Origin of the sequence: Microbacterium trichothecenolyticum, assembly GCF_030818955.1 — a bacterium.
GTDB lineage: Bacteria > Actinomycetota > Actinomycetes > Actinomycetales > Microbacteriaceae > Microbacterium > Microbacterium trichothecenolyticum_B.
This window is the reverse complement of the sequence record NZ_JAUTBF010000001.1, coordinates 248,326-268,996: the sequence shown is the minus strand read 5'-3', so window position 1 is coordinate 268,996 and position 20,671 is coordinate 248,326. Positions and strand designations below refer to the sequence as shown.

The window sequence follows — 20,671 nt, the reverse complement described above, 5'->3', positions numbered from 1 at the left end:
TTCTGGCAGCGGCCGGCGATGCTCCGTGCACGCGCGCAGTGTCGGTGCTCCATCCCGCGGAGTTCGCCCGCGACACGCCGCCCGGAGTCGCCGCAGGAGCGCGCGTCGAGTCCGAACTCCGCGGGACGGACCATCATCGGCCGGGCACCCCGAACCCACCGGACCCACCACACCCACCGGCCCCGCCCGCCGCGGCGGGACCTCCGCCTCGACCGGCCCGTTCAGACCGACGCCGTCTCGACCGGCAGCGGCCAGAGCGCGTCGAGCAGCTGGCGCACCCACGCGATGAGGTTCGCGTCGTCGGCGTCTTGCGGGAGCGGCACCACCATGGCATCCCCTCCGGCGACGAGCTTCGCCTTCGGGTACAGCCGCTGCAGGCGCACCCGCATCGACTCCGCGAGGTTCGCGGGGGCGATGCGCAAGTTCGAGCCCATCGCGACGACGTCGGCGAGCCCCGCCTGCGCCGCGCGGCGCCGCAGGCGCGCGACGGCGATGAGTCCCTCGACCTCGGCGGGCGGCTCGCCGTAGCGGTCGCGGAGTTCTTCGACGACGAGGTCGATCGCGTCGTCCTTCGCGGTGGCGGATGCCGCGGCCGACAGCTTCTGGTACGCCTCGAGGCGCAGCCGCTCGCTGTCGATGTAGAACTCCGGCAGCCGCGCGTCGACCGGCAGCTCGAGGCGCAGCTCGGTGGGACCGTCGACGTCCTCTCCGCGGAACGTCGACACGGCCTCGCCGATCATGCGCAGGTACAGATCGAACCCGACGCCCGCGATGTGACCGGCCTGCTCGGCGCCGAGAAGGTTTCCCGCCCCGCGCAGCTCGAGGTCTTTCAGCGCGACCTGCATGCCGGAGCCGAGGTCGTTGTTGACGGCGATGGTCTCGAGGCGGTCGGCCGCGGTCTCGGACAGCGGCTTCATCTCGTCGTACAGGAAGTACGCGTACGCGCGGTCGCGCCCGCGTCCGACGCGCCCGCGGAGCTGGTGCAGCTGCGACAGACCGTACTTGTCGGCGCGGTCGATGATGATCGTGTTGGCGTTGGAGATGTCGAGACCGGTCTCGATGATCGTCGTCGACACGAGCACGTCGGCGCGGCGCTCCCAGAAGTCGTCGACGACCTGCTCGAGCGCGTGCTCGCCCATCTGACCGTGGGCGACGACGATTCGCGCCTCGGGCACGAGCTCGGCGAGGTGCGCGGCGACCCGCTGGATCGACGACACGCGGTTGTGCACGTAGAACACCTGTCCCTCGCGCAGCAGTTCGCGGCGGATGGCGGCGGCGATCTGCTTGTCGTTGCGGGGACCGACGTACGACAGGATCGGATGCCGGTCCTCGGGCGGGGTCGCGAGCGTCGACATCTCGCGGATGCCGGTGACCGCCATCTCGAGCGTGCGCGGGATGGGCGTCGCGCTCATGGCGAGGATGTCGACGTTGGTCTTGAGCTTCTTCAGCGCGTCTTTGTGCTCGACGCCGAACCGCTGCTCCTCGTCGATGATCATCAGCCCGAGGTCTTTGAAGATGACCTTCTCGGTGAGGATGCGGTGCGTGCCGATGACCATGTCGACGGTGCCGTCGGTGAGGCCCGCGAGCGTCGCCTTCGCCTCTTTGTCGCTCTGGAAGCGCGAGAGCGGGCGCACGGTCACCGGGAACCCCGCGAAACGCTCGGCGAAGGTCTCGAGGTGCTGCTTGACCAGCAGGGTCGTCGGCACGAGCATCGCGACCTGCTTGCCGTCCTGAATGGCCTTGAACGCGGCGCGGACGGCGACCTCGGTCTTACCGAAGCCCACGTCGCCCGAGAGCAGGCGGTCCATCGGGATCGGCTTCTCCATGTCGGCCTTGATCTCATCGATCGTCTGCAGCTGATCCTGCGTCTCGGCGAACGGGAACGCCTCTTCGAGCTCGCGTTGCCAGGGGGTGTCGGGTCCGAAGGCGTAGCCCTTGGATGCCATGCGCGCCGAGTACAGCTTCACCAGCTCGACCGCGATGTCGCGGACGGCCTTGCGCGCACGCCCCTTCGCCGCGGCCCAGTCGCTGCCGCCCATCTTCGACAGGGTGGGCGCCTCGCCGCCGACGTACTTCGACAGCAGGTCGAGCTGGTCGGTGGGCACGAAGAGCTTGTCGCCCGGGTAGCCGCGCTTGGACGGCGCGTACTCGAGGACGAGGTACTCCTTCGTCGTCTTGACCGCGTTGCGCCCGCCGCTGGAGACCTCGCGCTGCGTCAGCTCGATGAACTTGCCGATGCCGTGCGTGGCGTGCACCACGACGTCGCCGGGCTTCAGCTGCAGCGGGTCGACGACGTTGCGTCGACGCGAGGCGAGCTTCTTGACGCCCCGATTGTCGCCGCCGACCGACCGCCCGTAGAACTCGGTCTCGGTGATGACGGCGAACCGCGCCTCGATCAGCTCGAAACCGCGCTCCAGCGGTGCGCAGACGACGTGGGCCACCCCCGGCTCGGGGACGGTGCGCACGTCGTCGACACGGCGCGCGGCGATCCCCCGCTCGGCGAGCACGTCACGCGCGCGGTCGACCATACCGGGTCCGGATGCCGTGACCACGACAGACCAGCCGTCGGCGAGCAGCTGGCCGACATGGGCCGTCGCGCCGTCGACATTGCCCTGGAACGACGGCACGGCGTCGGCCTTGATGCGGTGGGCGGAGTCGTCACCGACGACGAGACCCTCGTCTTCGGCGTCCGCCGCACCCGAATCGAAGGCGCTGAGCTGCCACCACACACCGCCGCGGCCGCTGGCCCTCTCGTGCAGGTCGTCGAGCGTGACGAAATCACCCGAGTCGAGGTCGACCGGAGTGTCGGCCCCGGCGGTGGCCGCCGACCACGCGGCCTCGAGGAACTCGCGGTTCGTGTCGCCGAGCGTGGTCGCGCGCGCGAGCGAGCGCTCGGGATCGACGAGGGCCACGGCGCTGCCGCCGGGGAGGTAGTCGACGAGGGTGACGAGGTCGTCGACGAGCACCGGGATGAGGGATTCCATGCCCTCGGCGGGGATGCCCTCGGCCATCTTCTCGAGCAGTTGCCGCAGGCCCGGGTAGCCGTCGCGCAGCTCGGCGGCACGTGCCCGCACCTCGGCGGTGAGCAGCAGCTCGCGGCTGGGCACGAGAGTGACGGTCGTGACCTCGCCCGGGAGCGAGCGCTGATCGGCGACCGAGAAGGCGCGGATCTGATCGACCTCGTCGCCGAAGAACTCGACGCGGTAGGGGTGATCGGCCACGGGCGGGAACACGTCGAGGATGCCGCCGCGCACGGCGAACTCCCCGCGACGCGAGACCATGTCGACCCGGTGGTAGGCGAGCTCGACGAGGCGGGTCGTGACCGCCTCCAGCTCGTGTCCGCGTCCGCCCACCACGAGCTCGACGGGCCGGACGTCGCCGAGCCCGGGGGCGAGCGGCTGCAGCGCGCTGCGCACCGACGCGGTGACGACGAGCGGTGTCTCGCCGTCCCATGCGGCGATCCGGCGCAGCACGTCGAGGCGGCGGCCCACCGTCTCGGGGCTCGGGCTCAGGCGCTCGTGCGGCAGCGTCTCCCACGCGGGGAAGTGCAGCACCTGGGCGCCCGGGAGCACGGCATCCAGAGCCGGTCCCAGGGATTCGGCGCGACGCCCGGTCGGGGCGATGACGAGCACGGCCCCCGGACCGCCGGCGGCACGACGACGCTCGATGAGGCCCGCGATGACGGGGGCATCGAGCCCGTCGACGAGGGAGAGAGACAGGTCGGCGGATGCCGCGGACGCGGCCTCACGGTACGACTCAGCCTGCTCGAGGGCGCGCACGATCCCGGGAACTGTCACTCGAAAGAGTCTACGCGGGGGCACCGACATCGGGCCGGGACGCCGGGCGCGCGGTCGGTATCACGGCAGCCGTGCCGTCTCTTAGAGTGGCGGCATGTCCTCTGCCAGCGCCCCGAACGGCCCGACCTTCGCGGCTCCGCACGTCGCGCCGCCGGCCGGCACGCTCCTCACGCCCCCGCCCGCCGTTCCACGCGGTCGTCGACTGGGCACGTGGGCGCTCATCCTGTCGCTCATCGCCACCGTGCTGGCATCCGCGGTGGGCGGTCTTCTCGCCTTCCGCATCGTCAGCCGGGTCGCACCCGATCTGCAGACGGCGGCAACGATCGAGGCGCGGATGTTCTCGCCCGTGCGCGACCTGGTACTCGCGGGCGAGATCACCTTCTGGGCCGCGACCGTCATCGGCCTCGCCGCCTTCGTACTCGGCATCGTCGCGACGGCGCGCAACGCCGCGCGCGGTGCCGGCATCGCGGCGATCGTCGTCTCGGCGCTGGGGCCGCTGGTCTTCGGCGCATTCGTCATCGTGGCGATCGCCGGCGCCGCGGCGGCGATGTCGACCGGCGGAGCGTCCATCACGTGACATCGCGCGACCCGCGGCATCAGGCCCGGGGAGCGTGGAACCTCTGCTGCGCAGCGACGAGACCCTCGTCGACGAGCATCTCGACCGCGTCGGCGGCATCGGACACGAGGATGGGCAGCGTCTGACGCTCGGTCGCCCCGAACGGATCCAGCACCCAGTCGGCCGGATCCTGCCGGCCCGCCGGACGCCCGATGCCGACGCGCACGCGCGGGAACTCGGGGGTGCCCAGCGCCTTGGCGACATCGCGCACGCCGTTGTGGCCGCCGTGACCACCGCCGGTCTTGAGCTTGATCGTGTCGTAGGGAATGTCGAGCTCGTCGTGCACCACGACGACGTGCGCGGGATCCGTGCCGTAGAAGCGGGCGAGACCGGCGACCGGGCCGCCCGAGACGTTCATGAAGCTGTTCGGCTTGGCCAGCACGAGCTTGGCGGCGCCCGGCCTCAGCCAGGTCTCGACCACGCGCGCGTTCGCCTTGTGCGCGCGGAAGGACTCACGGCGACGCGCGGCGAGCTCGTCCATGACCATCTGGCCGATGTTGTGCCGGGTCGTCTCATACCGCGGCCCCGGGTTGCCGAGCCCGACGATCACCCACGTGTCTGCCATGGCATCCATCCTTCCGGATCGGGGCGGCGGCCCCGACCTGTCGACGGGGGCGGGCGCGCCGGAAAAGAAACGAGGGGGCGCGCGAACGCACCCCCTCGTGAGCGGCGGGACGAACCCCGCGCGCAATCACGCCTCTTCGGACTGCTCCTCGGCGACCTCGGCGTCGGCCTCGGCGATCTCCTCCTCAGCGGCGAGGGTGTCCAGCGGAACCGACACACCCACGATGAGAGTCTCGGGCTCGGTCACCAGGCTGGCGCCGGCGGGGAGCTTCAGGTCGGCAGCGGTGATCTGCGTGCCGTCCTCGGCGCCCTCGACGTCGACCTCGATGTTCTGCGGGATGTGGGTGGCCTCGACCTCGAGCGACACGGTGGCGTTGTCGAGGTTGGCGATGGTGCCGGAGAAGGGCTCGCCCACGACGATCACGGGAACGTCGACCTGGACCTTCTCGCCCTTCTTCACGACGATGAGGTCGATGTGCTCGATGATCTGACGCACGGGGTCCTTCTGCACGTCCTTCACGAGCACCAGCTGGCTCTTGCCCGCGATGTCGAGGTCGAGCAGCGCGTTGGCGCGACGGATGAGCAGCGCGACCTGGTGGCCGGGCAGCGCGACGTGCTGGGGCTCGGTGCCGTGGCCGTAGATGACGGCCGGGATCTTGCCCGCGGCGCGGAGGCGACGGGCGAAGCCCTTGCCGAAGTTCTCGCGGAGCTCCGCGACGACCTTGTTGTCTTCCGACATGATGTTCTCCTCGCGGGCTCGTGTCCCGCAGCTTGTGAGCGGACGGTGTCCGCACGGTGTGGTCTGGATTCGACTCGAACGCGAGCGCGTGAGGAAAGCCGGGAGCCTGCATCACCGCGTCGATCACGGATGCCACCTGCACCGGCCGGTGCGCGACAATCCCTCGCCGAAGTTCCCCGGAAGTCTACCAGCGCGAGAACCGACGCACGAACCCGCTCTCTGCCGACCGGCACGGGCGCGCCGGACGCACCGGTAGGATCGAGGAACCACTCACCCGAAGGATCATCATGGACAGCGGCTTCTTCTCCCACGTCGTGCTCTGGGTCATCGGCGGCATCGCCACCATCGGCCTCATCGGCACCGTCGGCGCGCTGTTCTCCATGGGCCGCAACGCCGGGTACAAGAAGCACTGACCCGGCAGGGCCCCGTCCCGGGAGCCTGAGTCGACGAAGCGTCAGTCCCCCGCGCCGAACGCGAGCGCGACCTTCGACGACACCGATGCGTCCGCCGCCGTGGCGAACGCCTCCGCCGCTTGGACTGCGGAGACGACGTGCGTGAGGATGCCGTCGACCTCGAGCGATCCGTCGGCGAGCGCCGCGAGCACCGCGGCGAACTCCGCGGCGAAGCGGAAGGATCCCGTCAGGGTGAGCTCGCGCGTGATCGCCGTCGCCAACGGTGCTGCGACCGTACCCGCCGCCTGCAGGCCGAGCATCACGACCGTGCCGCCGCGAGCCGCCGCCGACACCGCGGCGCCCAGGCCCGGAACCGTGCCGCTGGACTCGATCACCACGTCGGCGTGCAGCCCCGCGATGGCCTCCTCGTCCCGCGCGTCGAGCACACGGGCGCCGCGCGCGGAGGCCAACGAACGCGGCAGTTCGTGCAGATCGGTGGCGATGACCTCCGCCGCGCCGTGATGGCGGGCGACGGCCACGGCGAGCAGCCCGATCGGGCCCGAGCCGATCACCGCGACGCGCCGCCCGGCGACCGACCCCGCGCGCTCCACGGCGTGCCATGCGACCGCCGCGGGCTCGGCGAGCACCGCCGTGCGCAGATCGAGGCCCGCCGGAAGCGGGAACAGCATGCGGCTGGGTAGCGCGACGCGCTCGGCGAAACCGCCCTGTGTGTGCGGCAGGTGCATCGCCGACCCGAGATAGGTCGACGCGGGAGCGAGGTTCGGGCGATCCGCGGGCCAGGGCGTCACGCCGTCGCCGTGCGGGGTCAGGGGATGCACCGCGACGGGCGTGCCTGCGGCGGGCCCCGAGCCGTCGGCGGCGGCGCGGACGACGATGCCGGACAGCTCGTGCCCGAGCACCAGGGGCTCACGCAGGATGGAGGCCCCCGCGGCACCGTGACGCCAGTAGTGCAGGTCGGAGCCGCAGACGCCCCCGAACGCGACCGCGACGACGGCCTCGTCGGCATCCGGGGTCGGCTCGCCGATGTCGTCGATCCGCAGGTCACCGGCGGCGTGGGCCACCACGGCGGAATTGGTCATGGGTCAGATCACCTCCGTGCGCAGGCGCATCTCGTCGACGACGACCTCGACCACGACACCGGGTCGGATCGGGGCGGCCGAGAACGGGGCGCCCATCATGATGACGTCCCCGGGGCCCAGGGTCGTCCAGCCGGCCACGTACGCCAGGCACGCGCGGGGCGACATGGGGTAGCGGCCCGCCGAGGTCTCGGCGACGGGGTCGCCGTCGACGAGCAGGCGCAGCGCCACGTCGTCGTCGAGTCCGATCGCGGTGTCGATCCACGGCCCGAGCGGGGTGTACCCCTCCCCCGACTTCGACTCGAAGTTGCGCGGGTCCACCACCGAGCGGTCGGGGCTCGAGAGATCGTTGACCGCGGTGATCCCGAGCACGTACTCGTGGGCCGTCTCGGCGGTCAGCCCGGTCGTGTCGCGGCCGATGACCACGGCGACCTCCGCCTCGGCGACGGTCGTTCCGGCATCCCGCCGAAGCGTCACCGTCGCGTCCGGGCCGGTCACGGTGCGCGGGCTCTTCAGCCACGCCTGCACGGGCGCGGCGTGATCGGGACCGTTCTGGGCGATGCCGACGATGACCGTGGGCACGCACGGCGCGACCAGGGTCCCCTGCACCGGCTCACCGGCATCCGTCACCGGCTGTCCGGCGGCGAAGGCGGCGAAGGGGTCGTCGATCGGGATCCAGGTCCCGTCGGCGCAGGCACGAACGGTGCGGGTGCCGTCGGCCGTCGCCAGGCGAGCGATACGCATCACACCACCGCCGTCATTCCGCCGTCGACGTAGATCGTCTGGCCGTTGACGAAATCGCTCGCCGCGCTCGAGAGGAACACCAGCGCCCCCACCAGGTCGCTGGTGTCCCCCCACCGCCCCGCCGGTGTGCGCGAACGCACCCACGCGGAGAACTGCTCGTCGTCGACGAGGGCCTGCGTCAGCTCGGTGGCGAAGTACCCCGGCGCGATGGCGTTGGCCTGGATGCCGTGCGGCGCGAGGTCGGCGCACAGGCCCTTCGTCAGCATCGCGATGGCGCCCTTCGTCGCGCCGTACGCCGCGATCGAGGGGCGGGCCAGCAGCGACTGGACGCTGCCGATCTGGATGAGCTTGCCCGAGCCGCGCGCGATCATCCCGCGAGAGACCCGCCGCGACACGTAGAACGCGCTGGAGAGGTTCGTCCGCACGAGGTCGTCCCAGTCGGCATCCGGGAACTCCGCGAGCGGGGCGCGACGCTGGATGCCGGCGTTGTTGACGACGATGTCGGGTACGCCGTGGCGCTCCTCGATCGCATCGAGGCCCGCATCGACAGCGGCGGAACCACCCACATCGAAGGTCGCGACGTGCGCGTCCACCCCGGTGGAGGCCGAGATCTCCTCGGCCGCGCGGCCGGCCGTCGCGGCATCCCGACCATGCACGATGACCGTCGCACCGGCCTCGGCGAGGCCCTGCGCGAGGGTCCGGCCGATGCCGCGGCTCGAGCCGGTCACCAGGGCGAGCCGGCCGGTGAGATCGAACGCGCTCACCGGATCGTCCGAACGGTCACGGTGGTGGCATCCACACCCTCGCCGGCCTCCTCGCGCGACACCTTGATGGCGTCGTCGATGCGGGTGAGGTCACGGCGGAGCGTCTCGGGCACGAGGAAGGTGGAGGCGGTGGTGATGAGGGCGAGCGTGGCCATGTAGATCGCCAGCAGGAGCCAGTTGGCCCCCGAAACGGCGATGATGTACGCGCCCAGCACACCGGCGAGCCCGCCGGCCAGGACCGCCGAGATCTCGCGCGCCATGGCGACACCGAGGTAGCGGTGGCGGTTGCCGAAGAGCTCGGGGAGCATGGCGCACTGGGGTCCGAGCATCGAGTTGACCGCGACGCCGATGCCGATCGCGATGACCGCGATGGTGATCGGGTAGCTGCCCAGCGAGATCAGCCACCAGGCGGGGAACGTGAAGACGAGCATGAACAGCGCTCCGAACCGGTAGACGGTGCGTCGGCCCATGCGGTCGGAGAGCGCTCCGGTCAGCGGGACCGAGAAGATGCCGATGAGCGATCCGAGCGTCACGCCCCACGTCAGCAGGCTCCGGTCGGCCTGTCCCCCGACGGAGGCGACGAAGAACGTCAGGGCGAGGGTGTTGAACATGTACGACCCGCCGTTCTCGGCCATGCGCAGGCCGACGCCGACGATGATGCCCGGGAGGCCGCGCGTGAAGATGTCGCGGATGGGACGCTCGGCGATCTGCTCGTGCTTCTCGAGCTCGATGAAGGTCGGCGTCTCGCGCAGGCGCATGCGGATGAACAGGGCGATGAGGATCAGCAGGAACGACGCCAGGAACGGCACCCGCCAGCCCCAGCTCAGCAGCTGGTCCTCGGGCAGGAGCGAGATGAGGCTGAACACGACCGCGGCCAGCAGCGTGCCGGCCTGGATGCCGATGAACGGCAGGGCCGCGAAGAAGCCGCGCCGCTTGACGGGGGCGTACTCGGCCATGAGGACCGTTGCCCCGGCCTGCTCGGCTCCGGCCCCGAAGCCCTGCAGCAGCCGCATGATGACGAGGAGGATCGGGGCCGCGACGCCGATCGCGGAGTAGGTGGGCAGCAGGCCGATCGCGGTGGACGCACCACCCATCAGCAGGATCGTGATGACGAGCACCCACTTGCGGCCGAGCTTGTCGCCCAGCACGCCGAAGAACAGCCCGCCGAACGGACGGGCGAGGAAGCCCACGCCGTAGGTCGCGAAGGCGGCCACGGTGGCGAGGGCCGGGTCTTCCTGCGGGAAGAACAGGACGTTGAAGATCAGCGCCGTCGACAGCCCGTACAGGGCGAAGTCGAAGTACTCCAGGGCGCTGCCGATGCTGGAGGCGAGTGTCGCCCTCCGCAGATTGGCGGCGTACTCGGGGTCGTCCTGCGGCGCGGGCGTCGCGGTGGGTGCAGTGGTCACGGCCATCTCCTTTGATCGGCTGGGGTCTCCCGACAAAGCCGACTGTACCAACGGAGTGGACGGTGTTCAATATGCTGAACGGATTCTTTCTTCGGTCCGCGCGACAGCCGCTCCCGGGGCGTTTTGGGGCGCGCCCTTGCGTTTGGGGCGCGCAAAACCGCGCCCCAAACGGAAGGGGGCGCCCCAAACGACGTGTCACCCGCCGACGCGGGCCGACGCGACGAACGCGGCTCAGGCGCGGGGGGCGGCGCTGAACGGGTTGGTCAGCGCGGCGGCGGCCTCGCGCAGCGCGGCGCCGACGCGGGAGATGCGTTCGGGCGTGGCATCCGCGACCGGGATGCCGACACCCAGGGCGAGCTGCGGATCCCCCGGCGCCCACCCCTCGAGGGGCACGGCGACCCCGACGATGCCGCGGAACGACTCCTCCTCGTCGACGGCCCAACCCCGCTCGCGGGCGGCGGCGAGTTTGGCGAGGATGCCGTCGACGTCGACCGTGCTGTGCGAGGTGAGCTCCGGCAGCGGACCGCCACGGTGAAGCAGCTCACGCACGGCGTCGTCATCCCGCGTCATCAGCAGAGCGCGCCCGGTCGCCGACAGGGCGGCCGGCAGCCGCGAGCCCAGCGGCGTTCCCAGCCGCACCGAGCGCGAGCCCTCGTACCGGGCGAGGTAGAGCGAATCGGCGTCGTCGAGCACGGCGACCTGCACGAGCTCGCGCGCGAGCACGCGCGACGCCTCGCAGACGGCGTAGAACTCCCGCACCTGATTGAACTGCGCCGCGAACGCCCCACCCAGCTCCGCGGTGCGGATCCCGAGGCGATATCCCGATGGCACGCGCTCGATCATCCGCTCCGCCTCCAGCGACAGGCAGAGGTTCGCCGTCGACGACTTCGCCAGCCCGAGACCGGATGCCAGCTCCGTCAGCGTCAGACTGCGCTCCGCCTCGGCCAGCAGTCCGAGCAGACGGATACTGCGCCCGACCGCGGGAGCGGGGTCGCGCGTCTGCCGACCGTCGTCGTCCTCGGCCATGCGGACCCTCCCTCGGTGGATGCGATCAGTAGAACTCGACCGTATCGACAACCGCGCGCAACGGTTCGCCATCGAGCAGGCGCGTGGCATTCTCGGCGAAACGCCGCGCGATCCGCTCCTCCTCTTTGCTGCTGAGCGCCGCGGTGTGCGGGCTCACGAGCACGTGCGGATGCCTCCACAGCGGCGACGCACTCGGCAGCGGCTCGACCTCGAAGACGTCGAGAGCGGCGAAGCCGACCCGCCCGTCGTCGAGCGCGGCGAGCAGCGCTTCCTCGTCGATCACGGTGCCGCGTCCGACGTTCGCGACGATCACGCCCGGCTTCACCGCGGCGAAGATGTCGGCCCCGATCAGATGGTGCGTCTGTTCCGTGCCCGGGAGCGTGACGACGATGGCATCCACGTCCGCCACCGCCGACACCAGCTCGTCGAGAGGGATCAGTCGGTCGACCCCGTCGACGGGCGCACCCGAACGTGTCGTGCCCCAGACCTCCGCGCCGAGCGCGTGGAACCGGCGCGCGCATTCCGCGCCGATACCCCCGAGCCCCACGACGAGGACGGTCATCTCGTCGATCTGCCGCATCTCCCAGCGCTCCGGCCACACTCCCGCGTCCTGGTCCTGTCGCAGCCGCGGCAGGCCCTTGGCCCCGGCGAGGACGCCGAAGACCGCGAACTCCGCGAGCGGTCCGCCGTGCACGCCGGCGCTCGTGGTGAAGACGATGCGCTCGAGGGCCGCGTCATCCAGGCCCGCGGCCTTGACCTGTCCGCCGCCGCCGGCCGCGGTGGTCATGACCCAGCGCAGCCCGGGGTTCGCCGCGACCGTGCGGGCGAGCGCCGCGGGATCGACGTCCGGGATGCCGAACAGCGCGTCGGCGGAGTCGACCATCTCGTCGAAGGCCCGCTGCTGCGCCGCGGAACGTTCGTGGTCCGGATCCCCCGACCAGTCGGCCGGCCCGCGCATGGGGCGGGTGAGAGAGACGTCGCGCACGAGCTCGAGGCGCGGCTCGAGACGCTCGATCAGAAGACAGTGCTCCTCGCGGAGGGGAACCGCGACCACCGCGCGTAGGCTCTTGTGCGTCGACATCTTCGTCCATCCCTTCGTCGCGAGCGGGCGCATCGGACGCGCTCGATCAGCGTGCGTGTGTTCACAATAGTGAACCCTGTTCAACCTGTTGTCCAGCCGGTACGCTGAGACTCATGACTCCTCTCGATGACGAGACCACCGCCTCGACCGTCCGTCTCGGCGTCTGGGGCTTGGGCGCCATGGGCGAACCGATGGCTCAGCACCTGCTCGCCGACCGCGATGACCTCGTGGTCCACGCCCGACGCGAACGCCCCGCCCTCATCGAGGCCGGCGCTCGCTGGGCGGCGACGGCGCGCGAACTCGGCGCACAAGCCGATGCGGTGCTGGCGATGCTGCCCGACCTGCCGCAGCTCGAGGAGCACCTCGACGGGCCCGACGGCCTGCTCGCCGGGATCGCCGAGCGCCCCTTCCTGCTGATGATCGGCTCGACCTCGTCGCCCGTCGGTGTGCGCGAGCTGGCCGACCGCCTCCCCGAGAACATCCGCGTCGTGGACTGCCCGGTCTCGGGCGGCGAGGACGGCGCGAAGGCCGGGAGCCTGTCGATCATGCTCGGCGGCTCCCCCGCCGACACCGACCTCGCAGCCCGCCTGCTCGCCCCGTGCGGAACACCCGTGCGTCTCGGACCGCTCGGCGCCGGCGAGGTCGCCAAGGCCTGCAATCAGCTCGTCGTCGCCTCGACGATCCTCGCGCTCGGCGAGGCGACCGAGCTCGCCGCGCGCTCGGGCGTCGACCCCGCCGCCCTGTGGGAGCTGCTCGGCGGCGGCTACGCCGGGTCGCGTCTGCTCGAGAGCCGGCGCGAGAAACTCGTCTCGGGTGACGACTCCCCCAGCGGCGTCGCGGAGTACATGGTCAAAGACCTGCGCTTCGCCGCCGACATCGCCGCGGCCACCGACACCCGTCCCGCGCTGCTGCCGGCGCTGCGGAAAGCCTTCGACGAGATCGTCGAGCGCGGGCTCGGCGGTCGCGACATCGCCGTCACCCGCCGCTTCACCGCGCAGCGCAGCGCGACGCGAGACTCCGCCTGACCGTCACTGCGCCGAGATCGCCGAGGCCATGGCCTGGCCGGCCTCACGCACGATGAGGCTCATCGCCTGCGCCGCCTCCTCAGCCCGGCCGGCGGCGACGGCGAAGGCGACGTCCTGGTGCCAGCGCACCGCATGCGGGTTGGCGTCGTGCGGCATGAGCTCGTGCAGCGTCCTGCCCACGAGCACCGACTCCACGACGGAGCCGAGGGCTCCGAACATGGTGTTGCCGGATGCCGCGAGCAGGGTGCGGTGGAACCGGACGTCGGCCGCGAGGTACTCGGCGCCGTCGGCATCGCGTTCGGTACGCGCCATCTCCATCACCGCGGCCACCAGCTCCTGACGCTGTGCGTCGGTGGCGTGCACGGCCGCCGATCGGGCCGCGAGCGGCTCGATCGCCCCGCGCAGCTCGCTGAGCTCGCGCAGTTGCGCCGTGCGGCCCGGCCCGGCCAGGCGCCAGGCGATGATCTCGGGCGCGTAGACGTTCCACTGCGTCACCGGGAGCACCTCGACGCCGGTCTTCCGGCGCACGCGCACGAGGCCGAGGGACTGCAGCACCCGCACCGCCTCCCGCCCCGCACCCCGCGAGGATCCGGGCGACAGCTCCGCCGTCACGAGGCGCGACCCGGCGGCGAGCTGCCCGTCGACGATGGCGGATCCGAGACGGTCGACGAGAGCGTCGTGCAGCGACGCCACGGTCGGACGGTCCATCGTCATTCCTCGATGATGACAGACACCACGCGGCCCGTTTCCGAAATTCGTCGTGCAGGTTCGCGCATCCTGTGGTTTTATGTACGACAAATACCTCACGGCATCGCTGCCGCTCGCCGGAACAAGGACGCTCATGGCCCTCTCCCCCCTCCCCGCTACGACGGTGTTCGCCGCTGCGGAGCCCGTATCCACCGCCCCCGCCGGGCAGTTGATCACCGCCGCCCTCATCGGCATCGCCCTCATCGTGGTGCTGATCACGTGGGGCAAGCTCCACCCCTTCCTCGCCTTGACCATCGGCGGATTCACCACGGGCGTCATCGCCGGCATGCCCATCGCCACCGCGGTGACCAGCTTCACCGGCGGCTTCGGCTCGACGATGGGCGGGGTCGGCATCCTGATCGCCCTCGGTGCGATCTACGGCAAGCTCCTCGCCGACTCCGGCGGCGCCGACCGCATCGTCGACACCCTCGTCGCCCGGGCGACCCCGCGCTCGCTCCCCTGGGTCATGGGTCTGATCGGCGCGATCATCGGCCTGCCGATGTTCTTCGAGGTCGGTCTCGTACTGCTCGTGCCGGTCATCATCCTCGTCGCCCGCCGCTCGGGCGTCTCGCTGATGAAGATCGCCATCCCCACCCTCGCCGGCCTCTCCGCGATGCACGGTCTCGTGCCCCCGCACCCGGGGCCGCTCGCCGCCATCGCCGCTCTGGATGCCAACCTCGGACTGACCCTCGCCTTCGGCGTGCTCGTCGCGATCCCCGCCGTCATCATCGCCGGCCCGCTGTTCGCGCCCATCGCCGCCCGCTGGGCACCGGTCCCCGTGCCCGACCTCTTCGTCTCGGCGGAAGAGAAGGGTGAGGAGCCCGCGCGCCGCCCCTCGTTCGCCGCGACGCTCGGCAGCATCCTCCTGCCGGTCTTCCTCATGCTGCTCAAGGCCGTCGCCGACATCGTCGCGCCCGGCTCGAACGACATCTGGAAGGTCGTCGTCGACTTCCTCGGCCTGCCGATCATCGCCCTGCTGCTCGCGGTGCTCGTCGGCTTCGTCGTGCTCGGCCGCGGCGCCGGCTTCGACCGTGCGCGGCTGACGGGTGTCGTCGGCTCCTCGCTCGGCCCGATCGCCGGCATCCTGCTCATCGTGGGCGCCGGCGGAGGCTTCAAGCAGGTGCTCGTCGACACCGGCATCGGCAAGGTCATCGCCGATCTCGTCGCCGGCTCCAGCTTCTCGGTACTGTTCCTCGCGTGGCTCGTCGCCGTCGTCATCCGCGTCGCGACGGGATCGGCGACCGTCGCGACGATCACCGCGGCCGGCATCCTGCAGCCGCTCACCGAAACCCTCGACGCTCCCATGACCGCGCTGCTCGTGCTCGCGATCGGCGCCGGCTCGGTGTTCCTCAGCCACGTCAACGACGCCGGCTTCTGGCTCATCAAGGAATACTTCGGTCTCGACATCCCGATGACCCTGAAAACATGGACCGTGCTCGAGTGCGTGATCTCGGTCACGGGTCTGGCCGGCGTCCTCGTCATCAGCGCGTTCGTCTGAGCGCACGGAAGGTATCGACATGGCATCCACCGCCCCCGTCCTCGTGTTCATGGGCCCCGCCGGCACCGGCAAATCCACCGTCGCAGGCATGCTCGCCGGGCGCCTCGGCTGGGACTTCCAAGAGGGCGATGACCTGCACCCCGCCGAGAACGTCGCCAAGATGGCGGCCGGTCACGCGCTCAACGACGACGACCGTTGGCCGTGGCTCGACCGCGTCGCCGCGTGGATCGACGGGCAGATCGCCATCGGGCGTCCGGGAGTGATCACGTGCTCCGCGCTCAAGCGCAGCTATCGCGACGTGCTCCGCCGTGACCCGGTGTCGTTCGTCCTGCTCATGGGAGACCCGGCGCTGGTGCTGCAGCGCCTCATGCGCCGCCAGGGGCACTTCATGCCGCCCGCGCTGCTGACGTCGCAGTTCGAGACCCTCGAGATGCCGGATGCCGATGAGCAGGCGATCCGCATCGACCTCGACCTCCCGCCGCAGGAGCAGGTCGACGAGGTCATCGCCTTGCTGCACCTCGCTCGAGCGTCCTGAGGGACGCTCCCTGAAACACGCGCGGGCCGAGCCGATACAGTGGCGGAGGCGGCCCGCGCGTGCACGCCCACCCCTTCCTCGTACCCGATTACGGAGCAACGAATGACGTCCACCCCCTCCCCGACCGGACCTTCGACCGACCAGGACCAGGCGCCCCACCAGGCCGCGCAGGTGCACGAGGGTGCACCCGGGATCGAAGAGGTCGATCGCCCCACCGCCGAGGCCGACTCGGCCCCCGAGGGCCAGGGCGAGGCCCGCGCCAACATCGGTGTCGTCGGCCTGGCCGTCATGGGCTCCAACCTGGCCCGCAACCTCGCCAGCCGCGAGGGCAACACGGTCGCGGTGTTCAACCGGTCGCGGTCCAAGACCGACGAGCTGCTCGCGGCGCACCCCGAGGCGGAGTTCGTGCCGTCGTTCTCGTACGAGGACTTCGCGGCGTCGCTCTCGGTGCCGCGCACGGCGATCATCATGGTCAAGGCGGGCCGCCCCACCGACTTCGTCATCGACGAGCTCGTCAAGGTGTTCGAGCCGGGCGACATCATCGTCGACGGCGGCAACGCCCTGTTCACCGACACCATCCGCCGCGAGAAGGCCGTGCGCGACACGGGCATCAACTACGTGGGCATGGGCGTCTCGGGCGGCGAGGAGGGCGCGCTGCTGGGCCCCTCGCTCATGCCCGGCGGGTCCGACGAGTCGTGGATCACGCTCGGACCCATCCTGAAGGGCATCGCCGCGGTCGCCGAGGGCGAGGCGTGCGTGACGCACGTCGGCCACGACGGCGCCGGTCACTTCGTGAAGATGGTGCACAACGGCATCGAGTACGCCGACATGCAGCTCATCGCCGAGGCGTACGACCTCATTCGCCGCGCGACCGGCAAGACCCCGGCCGAGATCGCCGACGTGTTCGCCGAGTGGAACCGCGGCGAGCTGGAGTCCTACCTCATCGAGATCACCGCCGAGGTGCTGCGTCAGACCGACGCCGAGACCGGTAAGCCCCTCGTCGACATCATCCTCGACCAGGCCGGCGCCAAGGGCACCGGCGCATGGACCGTGCAGACCGCGCTCGATCTGGGTGTTCCCGTCTCGGGCATCGCCGAGGCCACATTCGCGCGCTCGCTGTCGAGCCACCCCGAGCAGCGCGAGGTCTCGCGCGAGCTCCCCGGACCCTCCGGCACCGACCTGCTCTCGGGCGAGGACGCCGACGCCTTCATCGAGCAGGTGCGCCTGGCGCTGTACGCCTCGAAGATCGTCGCGTACTCGCAGGGGTTCGATGAGATCCGCGCGGGAGCCGCGCAGTACGACTGGGCGATCGACCTCGGCGCGGTGTCGAAGATCTGGCGCGGCGGCTGCATCATTCGCGCACAGTTCCTCAACCGCATCGCCGAGGCCTACGACGCCGAGGCCACCCTGCCCGTGCTGTTGACCGCGCCGTACTTCGTCGAGGCGCTCGGGCGCGCCCAGGACGCGTGGCGTCACATCGTGTCGCTGTCGGCGGCCAGCGGCATCCCCGCCCCCGCCTTCAGCTCGTCGCTGGCGTACTACGACGGCCTGCGCGCCGAGCGTCTGCCGGCGGCCCTCATCCAGGGCCAGCGCGACTTCTTCGGGGCGCACACCTACCGCCGTATCGACAAGGAGGGCACGTTCCACACCCTCTGGTCGGGCGATCGCACCGAGATCGAGGCCGAAGACACCCACTGAGGCGACCTCTCTCGAAGCGGCGGCGAGCACTGCTCGTCGCCGCTTCGGCGTCTTCGGCCGTGTCGCCCGGGTCGGCGGGAATCGGCGGCGTGCGCCCGCTCAGGCGGCTGCTCGCCCACTCCCAGGATTCCCATAACCCTCGCCATAGAAAGCTCATAGATATATGAGCACAATGAGTTTCATGACCGCGACCGCCGCCGCCCCCGCCTTCACCCGCCCCGACGGGAGCGCCCTGCGGGTGCTCGTCGTCGACGACGAGCAGATGCTCACCGACCTGCTGTCGATGGCGCTGCGCATGGAGGGCTGGGAAGTGAAGACCGCCGGCTCCGGCTTCGACGCCCTCACCGCCGCCCGCGACTTCGAACCGGATGCCATGGTGCTCGACATCATGATGCCCGACCTCGACGGCATGGCGGTGCTGCAGCGGCTGCGTCACTCGGGCAATGACGTGCCGGTGCTGTTCCTCACCGCGAAGGACGCCGTCGCCGATCGCGTCGCCGGGCTCACCGCCGGCGGCGACGACTACGTCACCAAGCCCTTCAGCCTCGAAGAGGTCGTCGCGCGACTTCGGGGTCTCATGCGCCGGGCCGGCACGGCGCTGACCCGCGACTCCGAGCCCATCCTGCGTGTCGGCGACCTGTCGCTCAACGAAGACAGCCACGAGGTCGTGCGCGGCGGCCACGAGATCGAGCTGACCGCGACGGAGTTCGAGCTGCTGCGCTTCCTCATGCGCAACCAGCGGCGCGTGGTGTCGAAGGCGCAGATCCTCGACCGCGTGTGGAACTACGACTTCGGCGGTCGTTCGAGCGTGGTGGAGCTGTACATCTCGTACCTGCGCAAGAAGATCGACGCCGGACACGAACCGCTCATCCACACCGTGCGCGGCGTCGGCTACATGATCAAAGCCCCGCAGTGAGCGCCCCGCCCCGACCCGCTCCCCCGGTTCCTCCGACGACACGACACAAGAGCCTCGTCTCACGACTGCGGCACCCGTGGACGCTGCAGGCGCGTCTCATGACCGCCGTGATCGGCATGGTGGCGTTCATCCTGGTGATGATCGGTATCTCGACGAGCGCCATCCTCAGCCAAGTGTTGCTGGTGAATCTCGATGCGTCGGTCACAGAGACGGCGTCGGAGATCCAACCCCGCGTCTCCTTCCAGGCCAGTGCGGCCGACGTGCTCGAGTCGGGCCGCAATCCGGACGGCACGCTGCTGGTGGTGAACACACGTTCCGGCGGCCCCTCGGGCGCCGTCGTCGCCGGCGACAGCGTGCGCGCCCTCACGACCGACGACCTCTCCCAGATCGCCGACGCCCTGAGCTCGAGCGGCCAGACGCTGACCGTCGACCTGCCCAATCTCGGCGAGTACTTCGTCAAGCCCTACAGCGCACCCGGCGGCAGCGGCGCCTTCCTGGTGGGGCTGCCGCTGTCGAACGTGACGGGCTACATCGGCGCGATCCTCACCACGGTCGCACTCGTCACCGCGGGTGGCCTGCTACTGCTCGCCGTGGTCATCGCGATCGTCATCCGCCTGGGGCTGAAACCCCTCCGCGCGGTCGCCGAGACCGCCACCCGCGTCGCGTCGCTGCGCATGGACCAGGGTGACGTGTCGATCACCGAGCGCGTCCCCGCCGAGCAGGTCGACGAACACACCGAGATCGGTCAGGTCGGCGCCGCCCTGAACACCCTCCTCGACCGCGTCGACGCCTCGCTCACCGCTCGTCAGCGCAACGAGGAGCTCATGCGCCGGTTCGTGGCCGATGCCAGTCACGAACTGCGCACGCCCCTGGCATCCATCCGCGGGTTCTCGGAGCTGTCCCTGCGCGCCATGCGCCAGGCGCAAGACGATGAGAGCCGCCAGCGCACCGCCATGGCGGTCGAGACCACCGAGCAGTCGCTCGAGCGCATCCAGGCTCAGTCGGTGCGCATGACCACTCTCGTCGAAGACCTGCTGCTGCTCGCGCGGCTCGACGAGGGGCAGGAGCTCGTCTACGGCTCGGTCGATCTGGCCCGTCTGGCCGTCGAGGCCGTCGGCGACGCCCGCCCGGCCGGCCCCGACCACTCGTGGACCATCGACGTGCCCGACGAACCCGTCGAGCTGGCCGGCGACGCGTCACGCCTGCACCAAGTGATCGCGAACCTCCTCGCCAACGCCCGCACGCATACGCCGGCCGGAAGCGTCGTCGCCGTCTCGGTGACGCGGGAGGGTCAGGAAGCGGTGCTGCGCGTGCACGACGACGGGCCGGGCATCGACCCCTCCGTCGCCTCGCAGCTGTTCGAGCGCTTCGCGCGCGCCGACCGCTCCCGCGATCGAAAGACCGGGGGAACGGGGCTCGGGCTCTCCATTGCGCGGGCGATCGTCGACGCGCACAACGGCACGATCGCGGTGCACAGCATCCCGGGCGACACCACGTTCGAGGTGCGGCTGCCCGCGAAGCCGGCTGACCCCGTATGACCCGCGGGGTCAGCGGGCGCGCTCGAACCGCGCCGGCCCGACGGTGAGCCCCGCGCGCACGCGCTCCGCCATCTCGGCATCGAGCAGGGCGGCGACCTCGTCGACCGGGAACCACCCGACCTCGGTCATCTCACCGTCGACGGGCTCGGGCTCCCCCGACACCCACGTGCAGGCGAAGACGAGGTCGAGATAGTCGCTCTGGTCTCCGTTTTCGTACGTGACCCGCGGGATCTGATGCACCCACGTCAAACGGTCGACGTCGATGCGCACGCCCGCCTCCTCCTCGGCCTCGCGGGCCGCAGCATCCGCCGGTTCCTCCCCCGGGTCGACGATGCGGGTGATGGGGGTCAGACGGCCGGAGTCGCTGCGGCGCCCCAGCAGAATCTCGTCGCCGCGCACGATGACGGCGGTGACGCCGACGAGCGGCAGGGGACGCGTTCCGACGTGGCGGCGCAGTTCGAGGACGAAATCGGGGGTGGGCATGCGCG

At 70.9% G+C, this 20,671-nt stretch carries 19 protein-coding genes; 8 read left to right on the top strand and 11 right to left on the bottom strand.

All coding sequences use genetic code 11. From position 1 onward, the window contains the following. Positions 1–221 precede the first annotated feature (221 nt). Entirely contained in the window at positions 222–3,797 is a 3,576-nt protein-coding gene (mfd, locus tag QE412_RS01225; RefSeq protein ID WP_307479153.1) for a transcription-repair coupling factor, read from the bottom strand. Positions 3,798–3,891: 94 nt separating this feature from the next. On the opposite strand from mfd, the gene QE412_RS01220 reads away from it, so the two are divergent. Continuing rightward, complete coding sequence (locus QE412_RS01220) at positions 3,892–4,374, top strand: hypothetical protein (RefSeq protein WP_307479150.1); 483 nt, start codon at positions 3,892–3,894, stop codon at positions 4,372–4,374. A gap of 19 nt (positions 4,375–4,393) precedes the next feature. Here the strand turns inward: QE412_RS01220 and pth are convergent, their stop codons facing one another. Both pth and QE412_RS01210 read right to left on the bottom strand, forming a co-directional pair. Beyond that, entirely contained in the window at positions 4,394–4,978 is a 585-nt protein-coding gene (gene pth / locus QE412_RS01215) for an aminoacyl-tRNA hydrolase (RefSeq protein ID WP_307479147.1), read from the bottom strand. Positions 4,979–5,104: 126 nt separating this feature from the next. Beyond that, the gene (locus QE412_RS01210; RefSeq protein WP_307479144.1) at positions 5,105–5,716 is read right to left on the bottom strand and encodes a 50S ribosomal protein L25/general stress protein Ctc; all 612 of its coding nucleotides are present in this window, start codon (positions 5,714–5,716) and stop codon (positions 5,105–5,107) included. A 287-nt stretch (positions 5,717–6,003) separates the two neighbouring features. On the opposite strand from QE412_RS01210, the gene QE412_RS01205 reads away from it, so the two are divergent. Then, positions 6,004–6,129, top strand: coding sequence for a hypothetical protein (locus tag QE412_RS01205; protein ID WP_022879297.1), 126 nt, complete (start codon positions 6,004–6,006; stop codon positions 6,127–6,129). 41 nt (positions 6,130–6,170) lie between these two features. Here QE412_RS01205 and QE412_RS01200 read toward each other — a convergent pair whose 3' ends face one another. From QE412_RS01200 to QE412_RS01175, 6 genes are all read right to left on the bottom strand, one after another. Further along, complete coding sequence (locus QE412_RS01200; RefSeq protein ID WP_307479139.1) at positions 6,171–7,208, bottom strand: zinc-binding dehydrogenase; 1,038 nt, start codon at positions 7,206–7,208, stop codon at positions 6,171–6,173. Positions 7,209–7,211: 3 nt separating this feature from the next. Next, complete coding sequence (locus tag QE412_RS01195; RefSeq protein WP_307479136.1) at positions 7,212–7,949, bottom strand: fumarylacetoacetate hydrolase family protein; 738 nt, start codon at positions 7,947–7,949, stop codon at positions 7,212–7,214. Continuing rightward, positions 7,949–8,713: an SDR family oxidoreductase gene (locus QE412_RS01190; protein ID WP_307479133.1), complete on the bottom strand. Its 765-nt coding sequence runs from the start codon at positions 8,711–8,713 to the stop codon at positions 7,949–7,951. Before QE412_RS01190 ends, QE412_RS01195 begins: the two co-directional genes overlap by 1 nt. Then, positions 8,710–10,125 carry an MFS transporter gene (locus tag QE412_RS01185; RefSeq protein ID WP_307479131.1) on the bottom strand — a complete coding sequence of 472 codons (1,416 nt, stop codon included), beginning with the start codon at positions 10,123–10,125 and terminating at the stop codon, positions 8,710–8,712. Before QE412_RS01185 ends, QE412_RS01190 begins: the two co-directional genes overlap by 4 nt. A 225-nt stretch (positions 10,126–10,350) precedes the next feature. After that, the gene (locus QE412_RS01180; RefSeq protein ID WP_307479128.1) at positions 10,351–11,145 is read right to left on the bottom strand and encodes an IclR family transcriptional regulator; all 795 of its coding nucleotides are present in this window, start codon (positions 11,143–11,145) and stop codon (positions 10,351–10,353) included. Positions 11,146–11,170: 25 nt separating this feature from the next. Further along, complete coding sequence (locus QE412_RS01175) at positions 11,171–12,226, bottom strand: D-2-hydroxyacid dehydrogenase (protein ID WP_307479126.1); 1,056 nt, start codon at positions 12,224–12,226, stop codon at positions 11,171–11,173. A gap of 113 nt (positions 12,227–12,339) precedes the next feature. On the opposite strand from QE412_RS01175, the gene QE412_RS01170 reads away from it, so the two are divergent. Then, a complete protein-coding gene (locus QE412_RS01170; RefSeq protein WP_307479123.1) occupies positions 12,340–13,251 on the top strand; it encodes an NAD(P)-dependent oxidoreductase in 912 nt (303 codons plus the stop codon). Positions 13,252–13,254: 3 nt separating this feature from the next. Here QE412_RS01170 and QE412_RS01165 read toward each other — a convergent pair whose 3' ends face one another. Beyond that, the gene (locus QE412_RS01165) at positions 13,255–13,959 is read right to left on the bottom strand and encodes a FadR/GntR family transcriptional regulator (RefSeq protein WP_307479120.1); all 705 of its coding nucleotides are present in this window, start codon (positions 13,957–13,959) and stop codon (positions 13,255–13,257) included. 133 nt (positions 13,960–14,092) lie between these two features. On the opposite strand from QE412_RS01165, the gene QE412_RS01160 reads away from it, so the two are divergent. From QE412_RS01160 to QE412_RS01140, 5 genes are all read left to right on the top strand, one after another. Continuing rightward, positions 14,093–15,496, top strand: coding sequence for a GntP family permease (locus QE412_RS01160; protein ID WP_307479117.1), 1,404 nt, complete (start codon positions 14,093–14,095; stop codon positions 15,494–15,496). 19 nt (positions 15,497–15,515) lie between these two features. Continuing rightward, a complete protein-coding gene (locus tag QE412_RS01155; RefSeq protein ID WP_307479113.1) occupies positions 15,516–16,031 on the top strand; it encodes a gluconokinase in 516 nt (171 codons plus the stop codon). A 102-nt stretch (positions 16,032–16,133) separates the two neighbouring features. Beyond that, the gene (gene gndA / locus QE412_RS01150) at positions 16,134–17,729 is read left to right on the top strand and encodes an NADP-dependent phosphogluconate dehydrogenase (protein WP_307479110.1); all 1,596 of its coding nucleotides are present in this window, start codon (positions 16,134–16,136) and stop codon (positions 17,727–17,729) included. A 181-nt stretch (positions 17,730–17,910) separates the two neighbouring features. Next, on the top strand, positions 17,911–18,645 hold the full coding sequence (locus tag QE412_RS01145; RefSeq protein WP_307479107.1) for a response regulator transcription factor: 735 nt from the start codon (positions 17,911–17,913) through the stop codon (positions 18,643–18,645). Between the two features lie 98 nt (positions 18,646–18,743). Beyond that, a complete protein-coding gene (locus QE412_RS01140) occupies positions 18,744–20,183 on the top strand; it encodes a sensor histidine kinase (protein ID WP_307479105.1) in 1,440 nt (479 codons plus the stop codon). Between the two features lie 9 nt (positions 20,184–20,192). Here the strand turns inward: QE412_RS01140 and QE412_RS01135 are convergent, their stop codons facing one another. Further along, complete coding sequence (locus tag QE412_RS01135; RefSeq protein ID WP_307479103.1) at positions 20,193–20,666, bottom strand: NUDIX domain-containing protein; 474 nt, start codon at positions 20,664–20,666, stop codon at positions 20,193–20,195. Positions 20,667–20,671: the final 5 nt, after the last annotated feature.